This is a genomic window from Micromonospora humidisoli (assembly GCF_016900955.1).
In the GTDB taxonomy this organism is placed as follows: Bacteria; Actinomycetota; Actinomycetes; order Mycobacteriales; family Micromonosporaceae; genus Micromonospora; species Micromonospora wenchangensis.
In genome coordinates, this window is record NZ_JAFEUO010000003.1 from 471,726 (window position 1) to 491,494 (window position 19,769).

At 74.0% G+C, this 19,769-nt stretch carries 20 protein-coding genes; 13 read left to right on the forward strand and 7 right to left on the reverse strand.

Annotation, left to right across the window (positions count from 1 at the left end):
• Nucleotides 1–57 precede the first annotated feature (57 nt).
• The gene (locus JQN84_RS12890) at nucleotides 58–1,269 is read left to right on the forward strand and encodes a benzoate/H(+) symporter BenE family transporter (protein WP_204958592.1); all 1,212 of its coding nucleotides are present in this window, start codon (nucleotides 58–60) and stop codon (nucleotides 1,267–1,269) included.
• 541 nt (nucleotides 1,270–1,810) lie between these two features.
• On the opposite strand, the gene JQN84_RS12895 is transcribed toward JQN84_RS12890, so the two are convergent.
• The 4 genes from JQN84_RS12895 to JQN84_RS12910 form a co-directional block, all read right to left on the reverse strand.
• Nucleotides 1,811–2,170, reverse strand: a complete 360-nt coding sequence (locus JQN84_RS12895) for a hypothetical protein (protein ID WP_204958593.1) — start codon at nucleotides 2,168–2,170, stop codon at nucleotides 1,811–1,813.
• Nucleotides 2,171–2,214: 44 nt separating this feature from the next.
• Nucleotides 2,215–2,463, reverse strand: a complete 249-nt coding sequence (locus JQN84_RS12900; RefSeq protein ID WP_204958594.1) for a hypothetical protein — start codon at nucleotides 2,461–2,463, stop codon at nucleotides 2,215–2,217.
• A 79-nt stretch (nucleotides 2,464–2,542) separates the two neighbouring features.
• A complete protein-coding gene (mscL, locus tag JQN84_RS12905) occupies nucleotides 2,543–3,013 on the reverse strand; it encodes a large conductance mechanosensitive channel protein MscL (protein ID WP_204958595.1) in 471 nt (156 codons plus the stop codon).
• A 39-nt stretch (nucleotides 3,014–3,052) separates the two neighbouring features.
• Complete coding sequence (locus JQN84_RS12910; RefSeq protein WP_204958596.1) at nucleotides 3,053–3,736, reverse strand: FadR/GntR family transcriptional regulator; 684 nt, start codon at nucleotides 3,734–3,736, stop codon at nucleotides 3,053–3,055.
• A gap of 157 nt (nucleotides 3,737–3,893) precedes the next feature.
• On the opposite strand from JQN84_RS12910, the gene JQN84_RS12915 reads away from it, so the two are divergent.
• The gene (locus tag JQN84_RS12915; RefSeq protein ID WP_239485408.1) at nucleotides 3,894–5,048 is read left to right on the forward strand and encodes an MFS transporter; all 1,155 of its coding nucleotides are present in this window, start codon (nucleotides 3,894–3,896) and stop codon (nucleotides 5,046–5,048) included.
• Nucleotides 5,049–5,057: 9 nt separating this feature from the next.
• Here the strand turns inward: JQN84_RS12915 and JQN84_RS12920 are convergent, their stop codons facing one another.
• Entirely contained in the window at nucleotides 5,058–5,414 is a 357-nt protein-coding gene (locus tag JQN84_RS12920; protein ID WP_067310147.1) for an STAS domain-containing protein, read from the reverse strand.
• A 158-nt stretch (nucleotides 5,415–5,572) separates the two neighbouring features.
• Here JQN84_RS12920 and JQN84_RS12925 point away from each other — a divergent pair, with 158 nt between their 5' ends.
• From JQN84_RS12925 to JQN84_RS12950, 6 genes are read left to right on the forward strand one after another with little or no spacing between them, the layout of a single operon-like run.
• Nucleotides 5,573–6,433 (forward strand): STAS domain-containing protein, encoded by an 861-nt coding sequence (locus JQN84_RS12925; protein ID WP_204958598.1) that lies wholly within the window; start codon nucleotides 5,573–5,575, stop codon nucleotides 6,431–6,433.
• On the forward strand, nucleotides 6,433–6,852 hold the full coding sequence (locus tag JQN84_RS12930) for an STAS domain-containing protein (RefSeq protein WP_204958599.1): 420 nt from the start codon (nucleotides 6,433–6,435) through the stop codon (nucleotides 6,850–6,852). The genes JQN84_RS12925 and JQN84_RS12930 overlap by 1 nt, the downstream gene beginning before the upstream one ends.
• Complete coding sequence (locus JQN84_RS12935) at nucleotides 6,849–7,265, forward strand: anti-sigma regulatory factor (protein WP_204958600.1); 417 nt, start codon at nucleotides 6,849–6,851, stop codon at nucleotides 7,263–7,265. The genes JQN84_RS12930 and JQN84_RS12935 overlap by 4 nt, the downstream gene beginning before the upstream one ends.
• Entirely contained in the window at nucleotides 7,262–8,278 is a 1,017-nt protein-coding gene (locus JQN84_RS12940) for a SpoIIE family protein phosphatase (RefSeq protein WP_204958957.1), read from the forward strand. The genes JQN84_RS12935 and JQN84_RS12940 overlap by 4 nt, the downstream gene beginning before the upstream one ends.
• A 23-nt stretch (nucleotides 8,279–8,301) precedes the next feature.
• A complete protein-coding gene (locus JQN84_RS12945; RefSeq protein ID WP_204958958.1) occupies nucleotides 8,302–9,627 on the forward strand; it encodes an ATP-binding protein in 1,326 nt (441 codons plus the stop codon).
• 1 nt (nucleotide 9,628) lies between these two features.
• Nucleotides 9,629–11,167, forward strand: coding sequence for a SpoIIE family protein phosphatase (locus tag JQN84_RS12950; RefSeq protein WP_204958601.1), 1,539 nt, complete (start codon nucleotides 9,629–9,631; stop codon nucleotides 11,165–11,167).
• Nucleotides 11,168–11,771: 604 nt separating this feature from the next.
• Here JQN84_RS12950 and JQN84_RS12955 read toward each other — a convergent pair.
• The gene (locus tag JQN84_RS12955; protein ID WP_204958602.1) at nucleotides 11,772–12,575 is read right to left on the reverse strand and encodes a helix-turn-helix domain-containing protein; all 804 of its coding nucleotides are present in this window, start codon (nucleotides 12,573–12,575) and stop codon (nucleotides 11,772–11,774) included.
• Nucleotides 12,576–12,606: 31 nt separating this feature from the next.
• Here JQN84_RS12955 and JQN84_RS12960 point away from each other — a divergent pair, with 31 nt between their 5' ends.
• Genes JQN84_RS12960 through JQN84_RS12975 form a run of 4 tightly spaced genes read left to right on the forward strand, consistent with a single transcriptional unit; the run spans nucleotide 12,607 to nucleotide 15,979 of the window.
• Nucleotides 12,607–13,179: a TIGR03086 family metal-binding protein gene (locus JQN84_RS12960; protein ID WP_204958603.1), complete on the forward strand. Its 573-nt coding sequence runs from the start codon at nucleotides 12,607–12,609 to the stop codon at nucleotides 13,177–13,179.
• A gap of 33 nt (nucleotides 13,180–13,212) precedes the next feature.
• A complete protein-coding gene (locus JQN84_RS12965) occupies nucleotides 13,213–13,749 on the forward strand; it encodes a PadR family transcriptional regulator (protein ID WP_204958604.1) in 537 nt (178 codons plus the stop codon).
• The gene (locus JQN84_RS12970; RefSeq protein WP_204958605.1) at nucleotides 13,746–14,471 is read left to right on the forward strand and encodes an ABC transporter ATP-binding protein; all 726 of its coding nucleotides are present in this window, start codon (nucleotides 13,746–13,748) and stop codon (nucleotides 14,469–14,471) included. The genes JQN84_RS12965 and JQN84_RS12970 overlap by 4 nt, the downstream gene beginning before the upstream one ends.
• Nucleotides 14,468–15,979, forward strand: coding sequence for an FtsX-like permease family protein (locus JQN84_RS12975; RefSeq protein ID WP_204958606.1), 1,512 nt, complete (start codon nucleotides 14,468–14,470; stop codon nucleotides 15,977–15,979). The genes JQN84_RS12970 and JQN84_RS12975 overlap by 4 nt, the downstream gene beginning before the upstream one ends.
• Before the next feature lie 140 nt (nucleotides 15,980–16,119).
• Here the strand turns inward: JQN84_RS12975 and JQN84_RS12980 are convergent, their stop codons facing one another.
• Entirely contained in the window at nucleotides 16,120–18,216 is a 2,097-nt protein-coding gene (locus JQN84_RS12980) for a S9 family peptidase (protein ID WP_204958607.1), read from the reverse strand.
• Nucleotides 18,217–18,290: 74 nt separating this feature from the next.
• Between JQN84_RS12980 and JQN84_RS12985 the strand changes: the two genes are divergently transcribed.
• Nucleotides 18,291–19,727, forward strand: a complete 1,437-nt coding sequence (locus JQN84_RS12985) for an FAD-binding oxidoreductase (RefSeq protein ID WP_239485280.1) — start codon at nucleotides 18,291–18,293, stop codon at nucleotides 19,725–19,727.
• The last annotated feature ends 42 nt before the right edge of the window (nucleotides 19,728–19,769 follow it).

Genomic DNA, 19,769 nt, shown 5'->3' on the forward strand with positions numbered 1-19,769 from the left:
TACACGCCGCTGTTCCGTAAACGGAACGATGGGTGGCCGGGTGCGAGGGGGAGTGTGGTGGGGGATCGGTTGCAACCGGTGCTGGCCGGCGTGGTGACCGCCGTGGTCGGCTTCGCCAGCTCGTTCACCGTCGTGCTCGCCGGGCTGCGGGCGGTCGGCGCCAGCGAGGCGCAGGCCGCCTCCGGGCTGCTCACGGTGAGCGTCGCCGCCGGGATCTGCGCGACCTGGCTCGGCCTGCGGCACCGGATGCCGATCGCGATAGCCTGGTCCACGCCGGGCGCGGCGCTGCTGGTCGCCACCGGGCCGGTCCCCGGCGGGTGGCCCGCCGCAGTGGGCGCTTTCGCGCTGTGCGGGCTGCTCATCGTCACCGCCGGCCTCTTCCCCGCGCTGGGCCGGGCGGTGGCCGCCATCCCCGCCCCGGTGGCGGCGGCGATGCTGGCCGGGGTGCTGCTGCCGCTGTGCACCGCCCCGGTACGCGCGTTGGTCGAGGTGCCGGTCCTGGCCGCCCCGGTGATCCTGACCTGGCTGGTGCTGCACCGGTTCGCCCCCCGGTGGGCGGTCCCCGCCGCGCTGGTGGCGGCGGCGGTGGTGATCGCCCTGACCACGACCGGCGTGGGGGTCAGCCCCGGTGACCTGCGCCCGGTGGTGTCGCCGACCGTGCCGACGTTCACCCTGCCCGCCGTGGTCGGCCTGGCGCTGCCCCTGTTCCTGGTCACCATGGCCGCGCAGAACGTGCCAGGCACGGCGGTGCTGCGCGGCTTCGGCTACCGGCCGCCGCTCGCCCCGGCGCTGCGCGCCACCGGGCTGGCCAGTGCGCTCGGTGCCGCCACCGGCGGGCACGCGGTCAACCTCGCCGCGATCACCGCCGCCCTCGCCGCCGGCCCCGACGCCCACCCCGATCCGGACCGGCGCTGGATCGCCTCGGTGACCGCCGGCATCGGCCTGGCGCTGCTCGGGCTCGGCGCGGGCGCGGCGACCACGCTGGTGCTGCTCTCCCCGCCGGTGCTCATCGAGGCGGTCGCCGGGCTCGCGCTGCTCGGCGCATTGGCCGGCGCCCTCTCCGCAGCCCTGACCAGCACCGGGAAGTCGGTGACCCCGGGGGCGTCGGTCGTTCCGGATCCCCGCAGCCGGGAGGCCGCCGTGGTCACCTTCGTGGTCACCGCCTCAGGGGTGAGCCTGCTCGGCGTGGGCGGGGCGTTCTGGGGACTGCTCGCCGGCTGCCTGATGCTGCTGCTCTTCCACCGCCGCAGGCCCGTTCCCGCCGCCTGACGGTCCGGTCGACCGGTCCGACCGCCCCACCGCCACGCCTCCACCCGGGATGGCGGGACGCGACGCGGTTCCGCCCGCCTTTCCGGCACCCGCTCCCGCGTCAGGAGGGCATCGCACCGAACCTCCTCGGCCACCGTTCAGCCAGGGGGAACTACCTCTGCGCGTCCTTTCGACCTGACGGCGTCAACGACTCGTTCGCATCCATGCTGGCTGCCGGCTCACCTCCCGCCTGTCCGCTCACCCGTTCGTCGGCTCGTCTCCTGGCCGTGCGTTTATCCGTTCGCCGGCTCGTCTCCCGGCTGTCCGTTTATCCGTTCGCCGGCTCGTCTCCTGGCCGTGCGTTCACCCGGTCGCCCGGGCTACCGGTCGCGGCTTCGCTGCCGGGCCGTGCCTCAGGCCGGTGATTCGTTGACGCCGTCAGCTCGAAAGGGAGCGCAACAGGTACTGGTGCCCTGGTGGCACCGCTGCCGAGGTGTGGGCTCCGCGCCCACAGCGGATGCCGCCGGTGCGTCGGTGCCACGGCGGGTGGGGAACGGGTGGGTCACTCCTCCGGGGGCAGGTCGCCGACGGGGACGTGCAGGCGTACCTGGTTGTCGGTGACCGTGGCGATCTGGTCGGCCAGCACGTACACCGCGCCGGTGCGGGCCAGTCCGGTGGAGACCTTGAGGTAGCCGGTGCGCAGCAGGCGGGCGGCGAGGTCGGCCGGGACGTCCGGCTCCTCGACGGCCACCGACTCGATCAGCTCGTCCAGGCTGCCACCCGGGTCGGCGGTGGACGCCTGCACGGTCACCGCGTTGGGATCGCCCCGCTGGACGAGGTCGACGGTGCCGATCTCGACCCCGACCGTGTCCACCACCCGCATGCCGGTGGTGATCTGGGAGATGACCGCCTGCTCTGCCATGCCCTGCTGCTCCATCCCCGGGCGGTTCCCTGCCCCACCCGCCGCTAAACCGCCGGGCCCCAGGCACCGGGCGGACGCGGGGACAACTCCCGCCAGGCATCAGTCCCCTCCAGCAGGGCCCGGACGGTCTCCTCGGCCTCGTCGGCGCTGCCGTACTCGTAGAACTGGGAGACGCCCTCCGCGCCGCCGGCCCGCTGCTCGACGTGCCACCGGTCGGCGTCGACGCGGAGGAAGATGTCCCGCCGCGCCAGTCGTCCCCATTTGCCGTTCCACCAGTGCCTACGCTGCTCCATGGCCGGACTCTATCGAACATGTGTACGACAAAAAGCGGCCCCTGCGGGAATCCGCAGGGGCCGATGTGCGCCGGTCGGGTCAGCGCGGGGCGGGCGGCTCCGGACGCCGGCCGAGCACGTCGTCCAGCGCGCCGCGCTGCCCCGGGGTGGCGTGCCCGCCGGCGAGCAGCGCGTCGCGGATCTCGGTGAGCAGCTTGACCTCCTCGCTCGGCGCGGCGGGCGGCGGCTCCTCGCCCCGCTTGCGCCGCTCGGCGAGCCGGTTCATCGGGTAGACCACCAGGAAATACAGCGCGGCCGCCGTCAGCATGAAGGTGATCGCCGCGTTGACGAAGGCGATCCAGTCGAACGGGATGCCCCGGAACTCGGGAGTCGAGCCCTTGAGGCCGTCCTTCTGGCCGGTGATCAGCACGATGACGACCCGGACCAGCGGTTCGAGGAACGACTTGGTCAGCTGGGTGACCACGCCCGTGAACGCGGCGCCGATGACGACACCGACCGCCAGGTCGACGACGTTGCCGCGCATGATGAAGTCTTTGAAGCCCTTGAGCATCCCTACTCCTGTGCCGTCCGATTCTCCGTCGGGGACAACCTATGCCCCGGACAGGGGCTCCAGAAAAGCACCGGCCTCGATCGCCGCCCGCTCCGGATCGCCGTCCCGGATCGCCGCCACCAGCCGGCTGTGGTCGACGTACCGCTGGGGTTGCAGGGAGTCACCCGTCACGTAGGCGACGGTGCTGCGCAGCGCCGCGCCGACCGAGGCGTACAACTCGGCCAGCATGGCGTTGTGGGCGGCGGCGACCACCGCCGTGTGCAGCGCGACGTCGGCCTCCACGAACTCGGCGACCCGGCCCGACCGCCAGGCGGCCTCCCGGGCGGCGAGCGCGTCGTCGAGCGCCGCCAGGTCCTCCGGGGTACGCCGCAGCGCGGCCAACCGGGCCGCCTCGACCTCGAACGCCCGGCGGACCTCGACCACCTCGGCCATCCGGTCGTCGGTGAGCCGACGGGCCACCACCGGGGCCAGCTCGTCGGTCGACACCACGTACGTCCCGGAGCCCTGCCGGCACTCCAGCACCCCGGCGTGCACCAGCGCCCGGACCGCCTCGCGGACGGTGTTGCGCCCCACCCCGAGCGCCGTCACCAGTTGCGGCTCGGTGGGGATGCGCCCGCCGACCGGCCACTCGCCGCCGAGGATCCGCCCCCGGAGCTGCTCGATGGTCTGCTGCACCCGCTGACCGCGCGGGGGCACGGGTGGGGAATCGACCGACGGTGTCACCGGTTACACCAGCTGCCGAAATTCATCCCATGATTGTAGGTTCGAGGTCATGACCCCGCCAACCGCTCCCGCCGTCGAGGCACCCGAGCCGCTCGCCCACCGGCCGGCCCACCGCACCCCGTCGCCGGTCACCGGTGGCGCGCTGGTGCTGGTCGGGATGCTGCTGGTCGCGCTCAACCTGCGGGCCGCGGTGACCAGCCTCGGTGCCCTGCTCGACGAGGTGCGCACCGGACTCGGGCTCTCCGGCGCGATGGCCGGGTTCGTCACCACCCTGCCCACCATCGCGTTCGCCGGCCTCGGCGCGCTCACCCCGTGGTTGATCCGGCGCTGGCCGGCCGCCCGGGTGCTGGTGGTGGCGATGCTCGCGCTCACCGTCGGTCAACTGCTGCGGGTGCTCACCGACTCGACGACGGTCTTCGTGCTCACCAGCGCGCTCGCCCTGGCCGGCATCGCGGTGGCGAACATCCTGCTGCCGATGCTGGTCAAGCAGCACTTCCCGCACCGGACCGGGCTGGTCACCGGGGCGTACACGATGGCGCTGACCACCGGCACGACGGTGGCCGCCGCCTCCGCCGTGCCGGTGGCGCACGCCTTCGGCTCCTGGCGGGCCGGGCTCGGCGTGTGGGCGGCGTTGGCGGCGGTGGCCGTACTCCCGTGGGTGCCGCTGGCGCTGCGGGCCCGCGCCGCCCGACGGGCCGCCACCCCGACGGCGGTCCCGGCCGCCCGCGCCCGGGTCCGGCCGGCCCGCACCCGGCTCGGCTGGGCGATGGCCGTCTACTTCGGCGCGCAGTCACTGAGCGGGTACGCGGTGATGGGCTGGCTGGCGCAGCTCTTCCGGGACGCCGGCTTCCGGCCGGAGAGCGCCGGCCTGCTGCTCGCCGGGGTCACCGCGCTCGGGGTGCCGGTGGCCCTGCTGATGCCGACGCTGGCCGGCCGGCTCCGGACGCTGCGCCCGCTGGTGTTCGGACTGACCGCCTTCTCCGCGGCGGCCTACCTGGGGTTGGCGTTCGCGCCACGGGGCGGGGCGCTGCTCTGGGTGCTGCTGCTCGCCTTCGGCCAGGGCGCGTTCCCGCTGATCCTGACCACCATCGGGCTGCGGGCCCGTACGGCCGACGGCACGGTGGCGCTGTCCGCCTTCGCGCAGAGCACCGGTTACGTGATCGCCGCGCTCGGCCCGCTGCTCGTCGGGGTGCTCTACGAGGCGACCGGCGGCTGGACCGCGCCGATGGGTTTCCTGCTCGGCGCGCTGGCGGTGCAGACGACCGCGGGCATGGTGATCGCCCGTCCCCGATTCATCGAGGACGAGCGCTGAGGAAACCGGTCAGGACGAGGCAGGGGTGGGGTCACCCGCGACGGCCTCGTCGACCGTCGGATAGGTGTGCAGCACCTCGACCAGGCCGCTGACCTCCAGGATGCGCAGCACGCCACGCTGCGGGGCGGCCAACCGGACCACGCCGCCGGCCTCGTCGCAGCTGTTCTTGGCCCGGACGAAGACCGACAACCCGGTCGAGTCGCAGAACGACACCTCGGCCAGGTCGAACACCAACCGGCTGCGACCCTTGTCGAGCAGGTCGGTGATCTGGTCCTGGAGCTGCGGTGCGGTCGCCATGTCGAGTTCGCCCGCGACCGACACGACGACCACGTCGCCGCGCTGTTCCGTGTGCACCGTCAGGGACATTCAGACCTCCTGTTATCGGTGGAACGGTATCCCACGAACGGGGGGACACGCAGAACGGGAGCGGTTCCGGTGGGAGCGATCATTCCTTTGCCGCGCGGCAACTACCGGGTCTGCCTCCGGTGATAGAGTCCGGCCGGCCCAGCTCACAGGAGGTAACCATGGCGTTGACCGCAGACGGGGGCGACCGGCTCGTCGGGCTGCTGAGTGAGCACGGTGAGCGGGTCGTGCAGCGGTGGACCGAACTCGTCACCGCCTCGCTGCGCGGTCGGCTGAGCCAGGCCGAGCTGCGCCTCCAGGTGCAGGAACTGCACGCTAGCATTGTCAACGCCGGCGGTGCGGGCCTGGCCGACCTCCAGACGCCCGAGGCGGGCGAGCTGCGGGCGGTGCTCGCCGACCTGTCCCGCAGCCGGGCCCGGCAGAGCTTCACCGCCACCGAGACCGCGATCAGCATCTACGCCCTCAAGGACGTCCTGGTCGAGCTGGCCGAGACCGACGGCGTGGAACTCTCGCTGCGGGACATCCTGGACTTCACCGGCCTGGTCGACCGGATGGGGCTGCTCACCTTCGAGACCTACGTGCAGACCCGCGAGGGGCTGATCGCCGACCAGGCCGAGCAGTTGCTCGAACTCTCCACCCCGGTGGTGAAGATCTGGGACGGCGTGGTCGCCGTGCCGCTGGTCGGCACCCTCGACTCGGCGCGCGCCCAGGTGGTGATGGAACGGCTGCTCCAGACCCTGGTCGACACCGGCTCGCCGTACGCGATCATCGACATCACCGGGGTGCCGGCGGTCGACACCCAGGTCGCCCAGCACATCCTCAAGACGGTGGTCGCTGCCCGGCTGATGGGTGCCGACTGCATCATCTCCGGCATCCGCCCGCAGATCGCGCAGACCATCGTCGCGCTCGGCATCGAGTTCGGCGACATCGCCACCAAGGCGAGCCTGGCCGACGCCCTGCGGCACGTGCTGCGCCTCACCGGGGTCGAGACGTCCCGCCGCCACCCCCGCCGGGAGGTGTGATGGAACGGGTGCCGATCCTGAAGATCGGCGACATCCTGCTGGTCTCCATCCAGATCGACATGTCCGACCAGACCGCGGTCACCCTCCAGGAGGACCTGGCCGAGCGGATCGTGGCGACCGGCTGCCACGGCGTCATCATCGACATCACCGCGCTGGACATCGTCGACTCGTTCGTCGGCCGGATGCTCTCCACCATCGCCTCGATCTCCAAGGTGCTCGACGCCGAGACGGTGGTCGTCGGGATGCGTCCCGCGGTCGCCATCACCCTCGTCGAGCTGGGCCTGTCGCTCAACGGCATCCGTACCGCGCTGAACGTGGAGCGGGGCATGGAGCTGATCGCGGCGACCCGCGACGACGACCTCGGGTACGACGACGACCCCGAGGACGTGGAGTCCGGGACGGCGGCGACATCGCCATGACCGCGGGAGTCGACCTGGGCCCGAAGACCCAGGCGATCGGCAGCGACGAGGACGTCGTCCGGGTCCGCCAGTTGGTGCGTACCGTGGCGGTGGCGGCGAAGCTCTCCCTCGTCGACCAGACGAAGCTGGTCACCGCCGCGAGTGAGCTGGCCCGCAACACCCTCATCTACGGTGGCGGCGGCACGGCCGAGGTGACGGTCGTCGAGGACGGCCGGCGACGCGGGGTGCGGATCGTCTTCGCCGACTCCGGACCGGGCATCGCCGACCTGGACCTCGCCCTCACCGACGGTTACACCACCGGTGGCGGCCTCGGCCTCGGTCTGAGCGGCTCCCGCCGGCTGGTCGACGACTTCGACATCCGGACCGCCCCCGGCGAGGGCACCCGGATCACCGTCACCAAGTGGTCCCGATGACCCACGACGTGGTGCCGGACGCGGGTCACTGGTACCGGGTGGAGAGCGGCAGCGCCGCCAGCACCGTACGCCGCGCGGCGGAACGCCTCGGCGGGCAGCTCGGCCTCGGCGAGAACCGGGTCGCCGAACTGGCCATCGTCGCCGCCGAGCTGACCAGCAACCTGGTCAAGCACGCCCAGGAGGGCGTCCTGCTGCTGCGACCGGTGCGCACCGCCGACGCCGCCGGGGTGGAACTGGTCGCCGTCGACTCCGGCCCCGGCATGGCCGACCTGACCGTGTCCTCCCGCGACGGCCACTCCACCACCGGCACGCTGGGCATCGGGCTGGGTGCCATCACCCGGCAGGCCAGCTGGTACGACGCCTGGTCCCGGCCGGGACACGGCACCGTGTTCGCGGTGCAGGTGTGGGCGAAGGAGGTCGCGGCCACCCCGGCCTGGGCGGCGGGGTTGACCCGCCCGATCACCGGCGAGCAGGTCAGCGGCGACAGCCACGCGGTGCGTACCGGGGACGGCCGGCACCAGGTGCTCGTCTGCGACGGGCTGGGGCACGGGCCGCTGGCCAACGTCGCCGCCGAGGCGGCCGTGGCCGCCTTCCGGTCCGCGCCGGACGGGCCGCCCGCCGCGGTGGTGACGCACCTGCACCGGGCGATGTCGCACACCCGGGGGGCCGCGTTGGCGGTGGCGGAGCTGGACCCGGCGGCGGGCCTGCTGCGCTACGCCGGCCTGGGCAACATCACCGGGACCGTACTGGCCCCGGACGGCACCCGGCGGGGGCTGGTCTCGCTGCCCGGCATCGCCGGTCACCAGCGCCCGACGGTACGCGGGTACGACTACCCGTTCCCGCCCGGCGCGACGCTGGTGATGCAGAGCGACGGGGTGGTGGACCGGTGGCGCGCCGAGGACTATCCGGGCCTGTTCGGGCGGGCGCCGGTCGTCGTCGCGGCGACCCTGCTGCGTGACGCCGGGGTACGCCGCGACGACGCCTGCGTGCTGGTCGCGAGAATTCCGTCGTGACCGCCGGTGAACCCCTGCTGCGGATGGCGTTGCGGGTGGAACAGGACATCTTCGGCGTACGCCAGCGGGGTCGGGAGGTCGCCGCCGCGGTCGGGCTGGAGCACCAGGACCAGGTCCGGTTCGCCACCGCGCTCAGCGAGGTGGCCCGGGACCTGCTGCGCGCGGTGGACGGGGCGGACGTCACCTTCTCCTGCGTGACGGAGCCGGACGGCCGGCGGCTGCTCAGCGTCGACCTCGCCCCGCTGCGCCCGTTGCCGGGCAACCGGTACGAGCCGCAGTCCGGTGCGGTGGCGCGGTTGGTGGACACCCTGGGACTGGCGGACGTGCAGGGGGATACCGTCGTGAGGATGTCCCGACGTGTCCCGACCGCAGCCGCGGCGCTGACTCCGCAGCGCCTGGCGGAGCTGCGGGCCGAACTGGGCGTCAGCGCGCCGGCCAGCGCCCTGGACGAGTTGGCCACCCAGAACGGGCAGCTCATCGCCGCGCTCGACGAGGTACGCCGCCAGCGGGACGAGCTGGCCGTGCTGAATGCCGAGCTGGAGGAGACCAACCGGGGTGTGATGGCGCTCTACACCCAGCTCTCCGAGGAGCTGGAGGAGACCAACCGGGGCGTGGTGGCGCTCTACGCCGAGTTGGACGAGAAGTCGGCCCAGCTGCGCGCGGCGAGCGAGTCGAAGAGCCGGTTTCTGGCCAACGTCAGCCACGAGCTGCGGGCCCCGGTGACCGCGATCATCGGGCTGGGGCGGCTGCTGACCGACTCGGCGTCGGACCCGCTCACCGCCGAGCAGGCCCAGCAGGTCGAGCTGATCCGGTCCTCGGCCGCCGACCTGCTCTCCCTGGTCAACGACCTGCTCGACCTGGCCAAGGCGGAGGCGGGCCGGATCGAGCCGGAGTGGGCACAGGTCGACCTGCGGGCGGTCTTCGGGCAGCTGCGCGGGACACTGCGGGCGCTCACCCTGCGTTCCGAGGTGGAGCTGGTGGTGGAGGAGCCGCCCCCGGGCACGGTGCTCCGCTCGGACGAGGTGCTGCTGGCCCAGGTGCTGCGCAACCTGCTGCACAACGCGGTGAAGTTCACCGAGCGGGGTGAGGTTCGGATGCGTGCCGAACGTGCCGGCGACCGGGTCCGCGTCCGCGTCTCGGACACCGGGCCGGGTATCCCCGCCGAGCTGCACGAACGGGTCTTCGAGGAGTTCTACCAGGTGCCCGGGACCAGCCGGCGCAGCGGCACCGGCCTCGGCCTGCCGTACGCGCGGCGGTTGGTCACGCTGCTCGGCGGCACCCTGGAGCTGGCCAGCGAGCCGGGCCGGGGCAGCAGCTTCACGGTGGACCTACCTGTGGCGGGAGTGTGAGGTGGCCGGCGCCCCGGCGACGATCCTGGTGGTCGACGACAGTCCCACCAAGCGCTACCTGCTGGTGAGTTGGCTGACCCGGGCGGGTTTCACCGTGCGGGAGGCGGAGAACGGCACCGAGGCGCTGGCCCGGGTCGGGGTGGACCCGATCGACCTGGTGGTGCTCGACGTCCGGCTGCCTGATCTGAGCGGTTTCGAGGTCTGCGAGCGGATCAAGGCGGACCATCCGGCGATCCCGGTGATCCACGTGTCCGCGCACGCGGTCGACGTGGTGGACCGGACCCAGGGGTTGACCCGGGGCGCGGACGCCTACCTGGCCGAGCCGATCGAGCCGGAGGAACTGGTCGCCACCGCGCACGCGGTGCTGCGCTACTACCAGGCGCGGCAACGGGCCGAGCTGCTCGCCGAGCGGCTCACCGGGCTGGCCGACACCACCGTGGCGGTGCACGCCGCGTCCACCTTCGCCCGCCTGTTGCAGGAGGCGGCGGCGGGTGCGGCGCAGATCTTCCGCAGTCCGGCGGCGGTGGTCGCGGAGACCTTCGACGGGGAGTGCCTGGCCGGGATCGCCGCCGGTCCGGGGGCGGCGGCGCAGATCGTGCCGTGGGTGGTCGACGACACCGGCGTGCCGACCGGCGCGACCGTCCGGGTGGACGCCCCCGACGGGTGGGGGCTGGTGCGGTGGCCGGCCGACGACACGGTGACCGTGGCCGCGGCCAAGCTGCGGGAGGACCGCGCCCCGCTGTACGTGGTGGTGCCCACCGCCACCCAGACCGCCCGGACGCCGGTGCTGGTGCAGCTCGCCCAGGCGGTCGCCTCGGCGGTGGAGGCGCAGCGCTCGCACGACGAGGAGCACCGGATCGCGGTCACCCTCCAGCGGAGCCTGCTGCCCCGCCGGCTGCCCGACGTGGCGGGCCTCGATCTGGCGGTCCGCTACGAGCCGGCCAGCGCGCAGACCGAGGTGGGCGGGGACTTCTACGAGCTGGTGATGCTCGACGGGCACCTGCTGGTGGCGATCGGCGACGTCGCGGGCCACTCGCTGCACGCGGCGACGGTGATGGCCGAGCTGCGGCACGCGATGCGGGCGTACGCGGTGGAGGGGCACCAGCCGGGGGTGATCGTGGACCGGCTCAACGTGCTGATGCGTACGCTGCTGCGCAACGAGCTGGCGACCCTGTGCATCCTGCTGCTGCACCCGTCGACGGGTCGGATCAGGCTGGCCAGTGCCGGGCACCTGCCGGCGTTGGTGACGGTGGACGGCCGGGTGGAGTTCGTCCAGCAGTCGGCCCCGCTGCTCGGGGTACGCGCGGACCGCCCCGAGGACCTGGAGTTCATCCTGCCGGCGGGGGCGACGCTGGTGCTCTACACCGACGGGTTGATCGAGCGGCGGGACACCACCATCGACGACGGCTTGGCCGCGCTGGCGGCCTGCGCGACGGTGGTGGACGCCGACCTGGACGGCTTCTGCCAGCGGCTCCTGGTCGAGCTGGCCCCGCCGGAGATCCACGACGACGTCGCGGTGGTGGCGGTCCGCCGCCGCTGATGGTGCCCTCGTGCGCCGGGCTCGTCGCTGTGCCTCGACTCCCGGCCCGTTGCCCCAGGCTTCTCTCCCCGATGCGGGCCCTGGGCGGGTAGTCCGGTGACCTCCACCGTGCCACCGAGCCCGGGCCACCCCGACCACTGCCGTGATTACTTTCAGTGGTCAAATCGTGCCCGCGCTCGATGTTGCGCACCGTAGTCGCAGACCGACCCCTACCAACTCCCTCCTTCATCCTTTGCTCTGCTGCTCTATCCGCAACAGTGCGCTGAGCTGCGACGTCGAAAACTGCCTGAAGTGTGCCGTGACGTTCCGTCCGGCACGGTGAGTAGCTGTCGCTTCGATGGCGGCAGAGCAAAGGATGCGGGCGGGATATGGGCAGGGAAGGGTAGTGGTTACTCGACGTTGCCTGTTCGGGTGGTTTGGGCCGCTGCCGGACCGGCCGCCGTCAGGACCGGTCGGGGTGGCGGCGCGGCGTGTGCGGTGCCGGTGCGCAGCGCACGCACGCACGCGGGCACACGCTCGGCGGCGGTGCCGGCCGCCGATCCTCCGCGCTTCCCGGGCCGACGTCGCTCGGAGTGCGAGCCGTCGGTCCCGGGTGGGCGGGAGTTCAGCGCAGGGAGCGGGCGTAGCCGGTGGGGGTGCGGCCGGTGACGGCGGCGAAGTCGCGGGCCAGGTGGGCCTGGTCGCTGTAGCCGAGGTCGGCGGCGAGGGCGGCCCAGTCGGGCCTCCCGGCGGCGGCCTGCTCGATCGCCTCCAGCAGGCGGTAGCGACGGATCACCCACTTGGGGCCGACGCCGACGTGGTCCAGGAAGAGCCGCTGCAAACGCCGTACGGACAGGCCGTGCCGACGGGCGAGGTCGTCGACCCGCAGCACGCTGCGGTCGGTGCGGATCGCCTCGGCGAGGGCGATCGCCTCGGCCGTCGCCGGGTCGGGCTGCGGCGCGAAGCCGAGCAGGAACGCGTCCAACGCGCGGTGACGCTCGTCGTCCGTACCCTCGCAGCGGGGTGCGGCCCCGGCGGTCCGGGCGGCGGCCGGGTCGGTGTCGAGCGGGACGTGCCGGTCGGTGAGACCGGAGACCGGGCGACGCCAGAACGGGCGGAAACCCCCGGGCCGGAACTGGATGCCGCTGACCGCTCCGGTGCCCGCCAGGGTGACGGTGAACAGGGTGCGGCCGACCCCGGCCACCTCGGCGGTCTCCGGGTCGGCGGCGTCGCGGCGGAACACCACGTTGACGGCCGGGTGCGGCACGACCTGCTGCGTGAACGGCGTGGTCAGCGCCCAGTCGACCAGCCAGTAGTGCTCCACCCACGGGCGCAGCGCGGGGTCCGGCAGGTGCCGCCGGAACCGCAACTCCCGGCGGAGCCGGGCCGGATCGAGGATGCCCCGGGCATCCGCGCGTGGCTGTCGCATTCGTTCAAGACCACCTTCATACGCTGGCCGTATGCCAACGAAGACTAGTGAGCTGCTGGCCGCCGCCGTCCCGCGGACCGTGGCGTTGGTCCGGGCGGTCGGCGACGACCAACTCGACCTGCCGACCCCGTGCGCGGAGTACGACGTCCGCGGACTGATCAACCACGTGTACGACGTGGCCGTCAACTTCCAACGCCTCGCCGCCGGGCAGGAGACGGACTGGTCGGTCAAGACCGATCACGTGGCCGAGCCGGGCTGGCGGGACCGGTTCGCCACTGAGGTGAAGCAGCTCGTCGTGGCCTGGGACGACCCGGCCAGCGAGGAGGGCGTCGCGCCGGCGATGGGGCTGCTCCGGTCGACGATCGGCCTGATGGGGGTGGTGGACCTGGTGGTGCACGGCTGGGACCTGGCGCGGGCCACCGGCCAGCCGTACCAGCCGGCGCGGGAGAGCATCGCGGCGCTGCACGGCTTCATGGACGAGATGGGCCCGATGGGCCGGCAGATGGGCGCCTTCGGCGCGGAGGTGCCGGTCGGGGCGGACGGGACCGAACTGGACCGGCTGCTCGGCCGTACCGGTCGCGATCCGGCCTGGAGGGCTGCTTGACATCAACTATTCACTGGATGAATAGTTGGCCGGGTGTCCACGTCGCACGTGCTGCTCGGGTTGCTGGCCGCCGGCAACCGGCACGGCTACGAGCTGAAGCGCGCCCACGACACCCGGCTGCCCCGGGCCAAGCCGCTCGCCTTCGGCCAGGTCTACGCCACCCTGGGGCGCCTGCAACGGGACGGCCTGGTGGTCACCGCCGGTCAGGAACGCGAGGCCGGCCCCGACCGGACCGCCTACGCGCTCACCGACCAGGGCCGGGCCGCGCTCGCCGGCTGGCTCGCCGCCGTCGAGCCACCCATGCCGTACGTGACCAGCGCGCTGTTCACCAAGGTCGCGGTGGCGTTGCTGGTCGCCGACCTCAACGCGGCCCGGTCCTACCTGATCGCCCAGGCGCGGGCGCACACCGACCGGCTGCGCGAACTTACCGCCGTCAAGACGGCACCCTCGACCACCCTCGATGACGTCGTCGCCGTCGACTACGCCGTCGCTCACCTCGACGCCGACCTGAGGTGGCTGCGCACCACCCTGGCCCGCGTCGCCGACTGGCACCGGGAGGTGCACCCGTGAGCCGACTCCAGGCCCGCGACGTGGTCCGGTCGTACGGCCCGACACCGGCCCTGCGCGGCGTCAGCCTCGATGTCGCCGACGGCGAGATCGTCGCCGTGACTGGACCCAGTGGCTGCGGCAAGTCCACCCTGCTGCACTGCCTCGCCGGCATCCTGCGCCCCGACGAGGGGGCGGTGCGCTGGAACGGCGAGCGGATCGACACCTGGCCCGAGGCGGCGCGGTCCCGGCTGCGCCGTACCGAGTTCGGGGTGTTGTTCCAGTTCGGTCAGCTCGTCCCCGAGTTGACCGCGGCGGAGAACGTCGCCCTGCCCCTGCTCCTCGCCGGCACGGGGCGGCGGGAAGCAGGGCGGGCGGCGGGCGAATGGCTGGACCGCTTCGGCGTCGGGCACCTCGCCGACGTGCGCCCCGGCGCGATGTCCGGCGGGCAGCAGCAGCGCTGCGCCACCGCCCGCGCCCTGGTCACCGGGCCCCGGGTGATCTTCGCCGACGAGCCGACCGGTGCCCTCGACACGCTCAGCGGCGAGGAGGTCCTCACCCAGCTCGTCCAGCTCGCCCGGGAACAGGGCACCACCATCGTCCTGGTCACCCACGAACCCCGGATCGCCGCGTACGCCGACCGCGAGGTGATGCTCCGCGACGGCGTGGTCGACCCGACGGGCCTCGGCCTGGACGAAACCCTCGTCCCGCTCCCGGCGGCCGGCCCCGGCACGGACCCCCGGTGAGGCCGGGCGCCGCGCTGCGGCTCGCCCTGGCCGGCAACCGCACCGACACCGCCCGAGTCGTGCTCACCGCGCTCAGCGCCGCCCTGGCCAGCCTCGCCGGGCTGGCTGCCCTCACCGTGCTGGCCATCCCGACCCCACCCGGCGGACGGGGCAGCAACAACTCCGAGCAGTACACCAACGCGCTGCTGCGCGAGCCGGGCCTGCGCGGCGGGACGGCGGTCGCGTTGCTGCTGCTCGCCGTGCCGGTGCTCGCCCTGGCCGGGCAGTGCGTGCGGCTCGGTGCCCCGGCCCGGGACCGGCGACTCGCCGCGTTCCGGCTGGCCGGGGCCACCCCCGGGCAGGTGACCGGGCTGGTCGCGGTGGAGGCCGGGCTGGCCAGCCTGCTCGGCACCCTGGTCGGGCTGGGGACGTACCTGGTGGGCCGGGTGCTGCTGCACCGGCCCGACGCCCGGGGGCTGCTGCCGCTGCCCACCGACGTGCTGCCGTCGCCGCCGGTGATCGCGGCGGTGGTGCTCGGCCTGCCGGTGCTGGCCGGGCTGGTCGGTGTCGTCCTGTTGCGCCGGGTCACCGCGACCCCGCTCGGCGTGGTCCGGCGGACCCGCCGGGAACGTGCCCCGAGGCCGTGGGCCGGGCTGCTGATCGTGGCCGGGCCGGCCACGTTCGGCCTACTCGCCCCGATCAACAGGTGGTACGCCGACCGTGCTCAGGACCCACCGGCGCTGCTGGAGCCGGCGCTGCTGGCCGGCGGTGCGCTGGCCGCGCTGGTCGGGGTGGTGGTCGGCACCGGCTGGCTGTCGTACACGGCCGGGCGGCTGCTGCACCGGTGGGGTCGCGGGGCGGCCGTGCTGCTGGCCGCCCGTCGGTTGACCGCCGACCCGTGGGCCGGCAGCCGGACCCTGGCCGCCCTGCTGGCGGCGGTGATCGTGGGGGCGGGTGCGGCCGGGCTCCGGGCCTCGATGATCGCCGACATGGCGGCGAACCGGGCCACCGGCCAGGGCCTGGCCGGCAGTGACGACTTCTACCTGAACACGATGGACCTGGTCGACCGGGCCGCCCAGCTGGCCGTGGCGCTGGCCGCCGGTGGCCTGGTCGTCGCCCTGGTCGAGGGGATCGTCGCCCGCCGCCGGACGTACGCGGCGCTGGTCGCCTCCGGGGTCCCCCGCAGCGTGATCGGCCGGTCCGTCGGGTGGCAGGCGCTGGCCCCGGCGGTGCCGGCCATCGTAGTGGCGCTCGCCGGCGGCCTGCTGCTCATCTGGGGCGTCGCGGGCCGCCCACGCACCTACGGGGCACACTCCTTCCAGGTGTGCACGGGCGACGCCGTGCGGTGCGCCGACCCGTCGGCCCTGCGCACCGTGTGGGTGCCCGAGGTCGTGGTGACACCCGAGCTGCCGTGGGCGCAACTCGCCTGGGTCGGCGCGGGTGCCCTGGTCGCCGTGCTGGTCACGGTCGGTGTCGGTCTGCTCTTCCTGCGGATGAGTACCGCCGTCGAGGAACTCCGTACCGGCTGACCGCGATCAGCCGGTGCGCAGCGGCAACCGCCCGCCGCTCCCGGGCCCGCCCGCCGAGCGTTGCTGGCCCGCCGGTCCCGGCCGGCCCGGGGACCCGGCCCGGGGACCCGCCCCGGCCCGGCGGGGACCCGCGGCGGCGGTCAGGCCCGACCGAGCCGGTCGAGGATCCAGGCGTTGACGAACGCCTCCTCGCGCCAGGCGTCGTACCGGCCGCTGGGGCCGCCGTGGCCGGCACCCATCTCGGTCTTGAGCAGGTAGTCGCCCTGCGGGGCCACCGCCCGCAGCCTGGCGATCCACTTGGCCGGCTCGTGATAGAGCACCCGGGTGTCGTTGAGGCTGGTCACCGCCAGGATCGCCGGGTAGTCGACGGGCGCGACGTTCTCGTACGGGGTGTACGACTTCATGTACGCGTACACCTCCGGGTCGGCGAGCGGGTTGCCCCACTCCTCCCACTCGGTGACGGTCAACGGCAGCGACGGGTCGAGGATCGAGGTGAGCGCGTCCACGAAGGGCACCTGCGCGACGATCCCGGTGAACGCGTCCGGGGCGATGTTGGCCACCGCGCCCATCAGCAGTCCGCCGGCCGAGGCACCCCGGGCGACCAGCCGGTCGGCCGCCGTCCAGCCGGACTTGACCAGGTGCCGGGCGCAGGCGACGAAGTCGGTGAAGGTGTTCTTCTTGGCCAGCAGCTTGCCCTCGTCGTACCACCGGCGGCCCAGTTCACCGCCGCCCCGGATGTGCGCCACGGCGAACACCACGCCCCGGTCGAGCAGGCTGAGCCGGGCGATCGAGAACCACGGGTCCATGCTGGCCTCGTACGAGCCGTACCCGTAGATCACGGCGGGTGCGGAGCCGTCGCGCGGGGTGTCCCGGCGGCAGACCAGCGAGATCGGCACCCGGGTGCCGTCGTCGGCGAGTGCCCACTCGCGGTGCTGCTCGTAGTCGGCCGGGTCGTATTCGCGGCCGTCCGGCCCGGGGAGCACCGGCTTGCGGCGGCGCAGCGTCAGCTCGCGGGTGACCAGGTCGTAGTCGTAGACCGAGTCGGGGGTGACCAGCGAGGTGTAGCGGAAGCGGAGCTGCCGGGTGCGGTATTCCGGGTTGGCGTCCAGCCCGACACTGTGGATCGGCTCGGGAAACTCGATGTCGTGCCCGTCGCCGCCGCCGACGGGGAGCACCCGTAGCCCGGTCAGGCCGTTGCTGCGCAGCGAGACGACCAGGTGGTCGGCGAACGCGTCGACCGACTCCAGCCGGGTGCCGGGGCTGTGCGGGATCAGCGGAACCCAGTCGCCGGGGGCGTCCGCCGAGGTGTACGCCAGCGCGAAGTCCTCCGCGCCGTCGTTGTGCAGGATCAGGAACCGGTGCCCGTGGTGCTCGACGCTGTATTCGACGCCCTGCCGGCGCGGGGCGATCACCGCCGGCTCACCTGTCGGGTTGTCGGCCGGGATGACCCGCACCTCGCTGGTGACCTTGCTGGTGCTGTCGATCAGCACGAACCGCTCGGAGCGGGTCAGCTCGACACCCACCCAGAACCGCTCGTCCTCCTCCAGGTGCACCACCACGTCCTCGCCCGACGGGGTGCCGACGGTGTGCCGCCACACCCGGTTGGGCCGCCACGCCTCGTCGACGGTGATGTAGAACAGCACGCTGGCATCTGCCGACCAGGCGGTGCCGTAGAACGTGTCGGGCACCTCGTCGCCGAGCAACTCGCCGGTGCTCAGGTCCTTGATCCGCAGGGTGAACCGTTCGTCGCCGGAGAAGTCCGTCGAGTAGGCCAGCCACCGCCCGTCGGGGCTGACGTCGAACGCGCCGAGGGAGAAGAAGTCGTGTCCTTCGGCGAGCTGGTTGCCGTCGAGCAGCACCTCCTCGCCGTCGAGCGGGGCGCCGTCCGCGCTGACCGGCGGATCGGTCTCGCCGTCGCGCACGGGGCGGCGGCAGTGCACGCCGTACTGCTGGCCCTCGACGGTGCGGGTGTAGTACCAGTGGCCGCCCTTGCGGGTGGGCACCGACAGGTCGGTCTCCTGGGTGCGCTGCTTCGTCTCGGCGAACAGGGTGCCGCGCAGCGCTTCCAGGTGCGCGGTGCGCTGCTCGGTCCAGGCGTTCTCGGCGGTGAGGTGGGCGATGGTCGCCGGGTCGTCCTTGGCGGCCAGCCAGGCGTACTCGTCGACGATGGTGTCGCCGTGGTGGGTGCGCTCCGCGGGGACCTGTCGGGCGACGGGCGGGGTGGTCTCGGTGGTCACGCCGCCACGTTACCGGCCCGTCGCGCGGCGCGGCGCGGACGAACCGCCACCCGCCGCATTAGAACATGTGTACGATGACTGCCATGTCGACGCCAGCGGGTTCGGTCGGTGCAACGGAGATCACCCGGCGGTTGGCCGGGATCTGCGGTCCCTCCTTCGCCCGGTTCGCGGGCGCGGCCGACGAGGTCGCCGGCCGGCTCGCCCGGTGGGTGGCCGTCCCGGGTGGGCCGCGGGCGGCGGCCGAGGTGCTGCGGCTCGCCGCCCGGCACGATCTGTCGGTGGTGCCCCGGGGCGCCGGCACGAAGATCGACTGGGGTGCCGCACCGGCCCGGGTCGACATCATGCTCGACACCGGCCGGCTCGCCGGGGTCGGCCACCGGCCGGCGTCCTCCCCGGTGGTCGAGGTGGGTGCCGGCACCCCGCTGCGGGCCGTGCAGGCCACCCTGGCACGCTCCGGCCGCCGGCTGGCCCTCGACCCGCCGTCACCCGGGGCCACCCTCGGCGGGGTGCTCGCCGCCGACGAGTCCGGTCCGCTGCGGCACCGGCACGGCACCGCCTGCGAGCAGCTCGTCGGCCTGCGCTGGCTGGACGCCGACGGTGAGCTGGTCAGCGCCGGGCGCAGTGCGGCCGAGCTGGCCGGGGTGGCCGCCCCGGTCGGCCTCGACCTGGGCCGGCTGCTCTGCGGCTCGCAGGGCGGGCTGGGCGTGCTCGTCTCCGCGACGCTGCGCGCGCACACCCTGCCGCCGGCCCGGGTGTGGGTGACCCGGCCGGTGTGGAGCCCGTTGGAGGTGCACGACCTGGTCCGGGCGGTGCTCGCGGCCGACCTCGATCCGGCGGCCGTCGAGTTGGACCTGCCGGCCGCCGGGTCACCGCCACGTCCGGCCGCCGCGCCGGCGGCGGGCGCGACCTCGGGGCCGGGTGGCCGCCCGATGTCGGCGGCCGAGGCGTCGGCCCGCGCCAACCATCCCGCGATGGCCGGCCGCCGGGCCGCTGTGCCACCTCCCCGGGGCAGCGCCGGTGAGCTGGCCGTTCTGCTGGAGGGCGGCCGGTCCGAGGTGGCCGGGCGGGCCGACCGCCTGCTGGCCCTGCTCGGCGGCACGGCAAGTCTCGCCCCGGACGCCCCGGTCTGGTGGCGGCGCTACCCGTTCGCTCCGGGCGACACCGCGCTACGGGTCGAGGCGCCGGCCGCCGACCTGCACGCCGCCGTCTACGCGCTGCGGGACGCCGCCGGTACCCCGCTGTCGGTGCGCGGCTCCGCCGGGCTGGGCATGGTGCACGCCGCGCTGCCCGGGTCGCTCCCGGTCGACCGGGTGGCCGGCATCCTCGCCGCCGTCCGGGGGGTGCTGTTCACCCGCCGGGGCCGGTGCGTGGTGGTCGCCGCGCCCCCGGCGGTGCGTCGTGAGATCGACGTGTGGGGCGAGGCGGCGGTGATCCCCCGGCTACGCGAGGCGAAGGAACACCTCGACCCGCACGGCCGGCTCGCCCCCGGCCGCCTGCCCGGCGGCCTCTGACCGGCCTCCCGCGCCCCCGGGTTGGCCGGGGGAGCGGGGGCG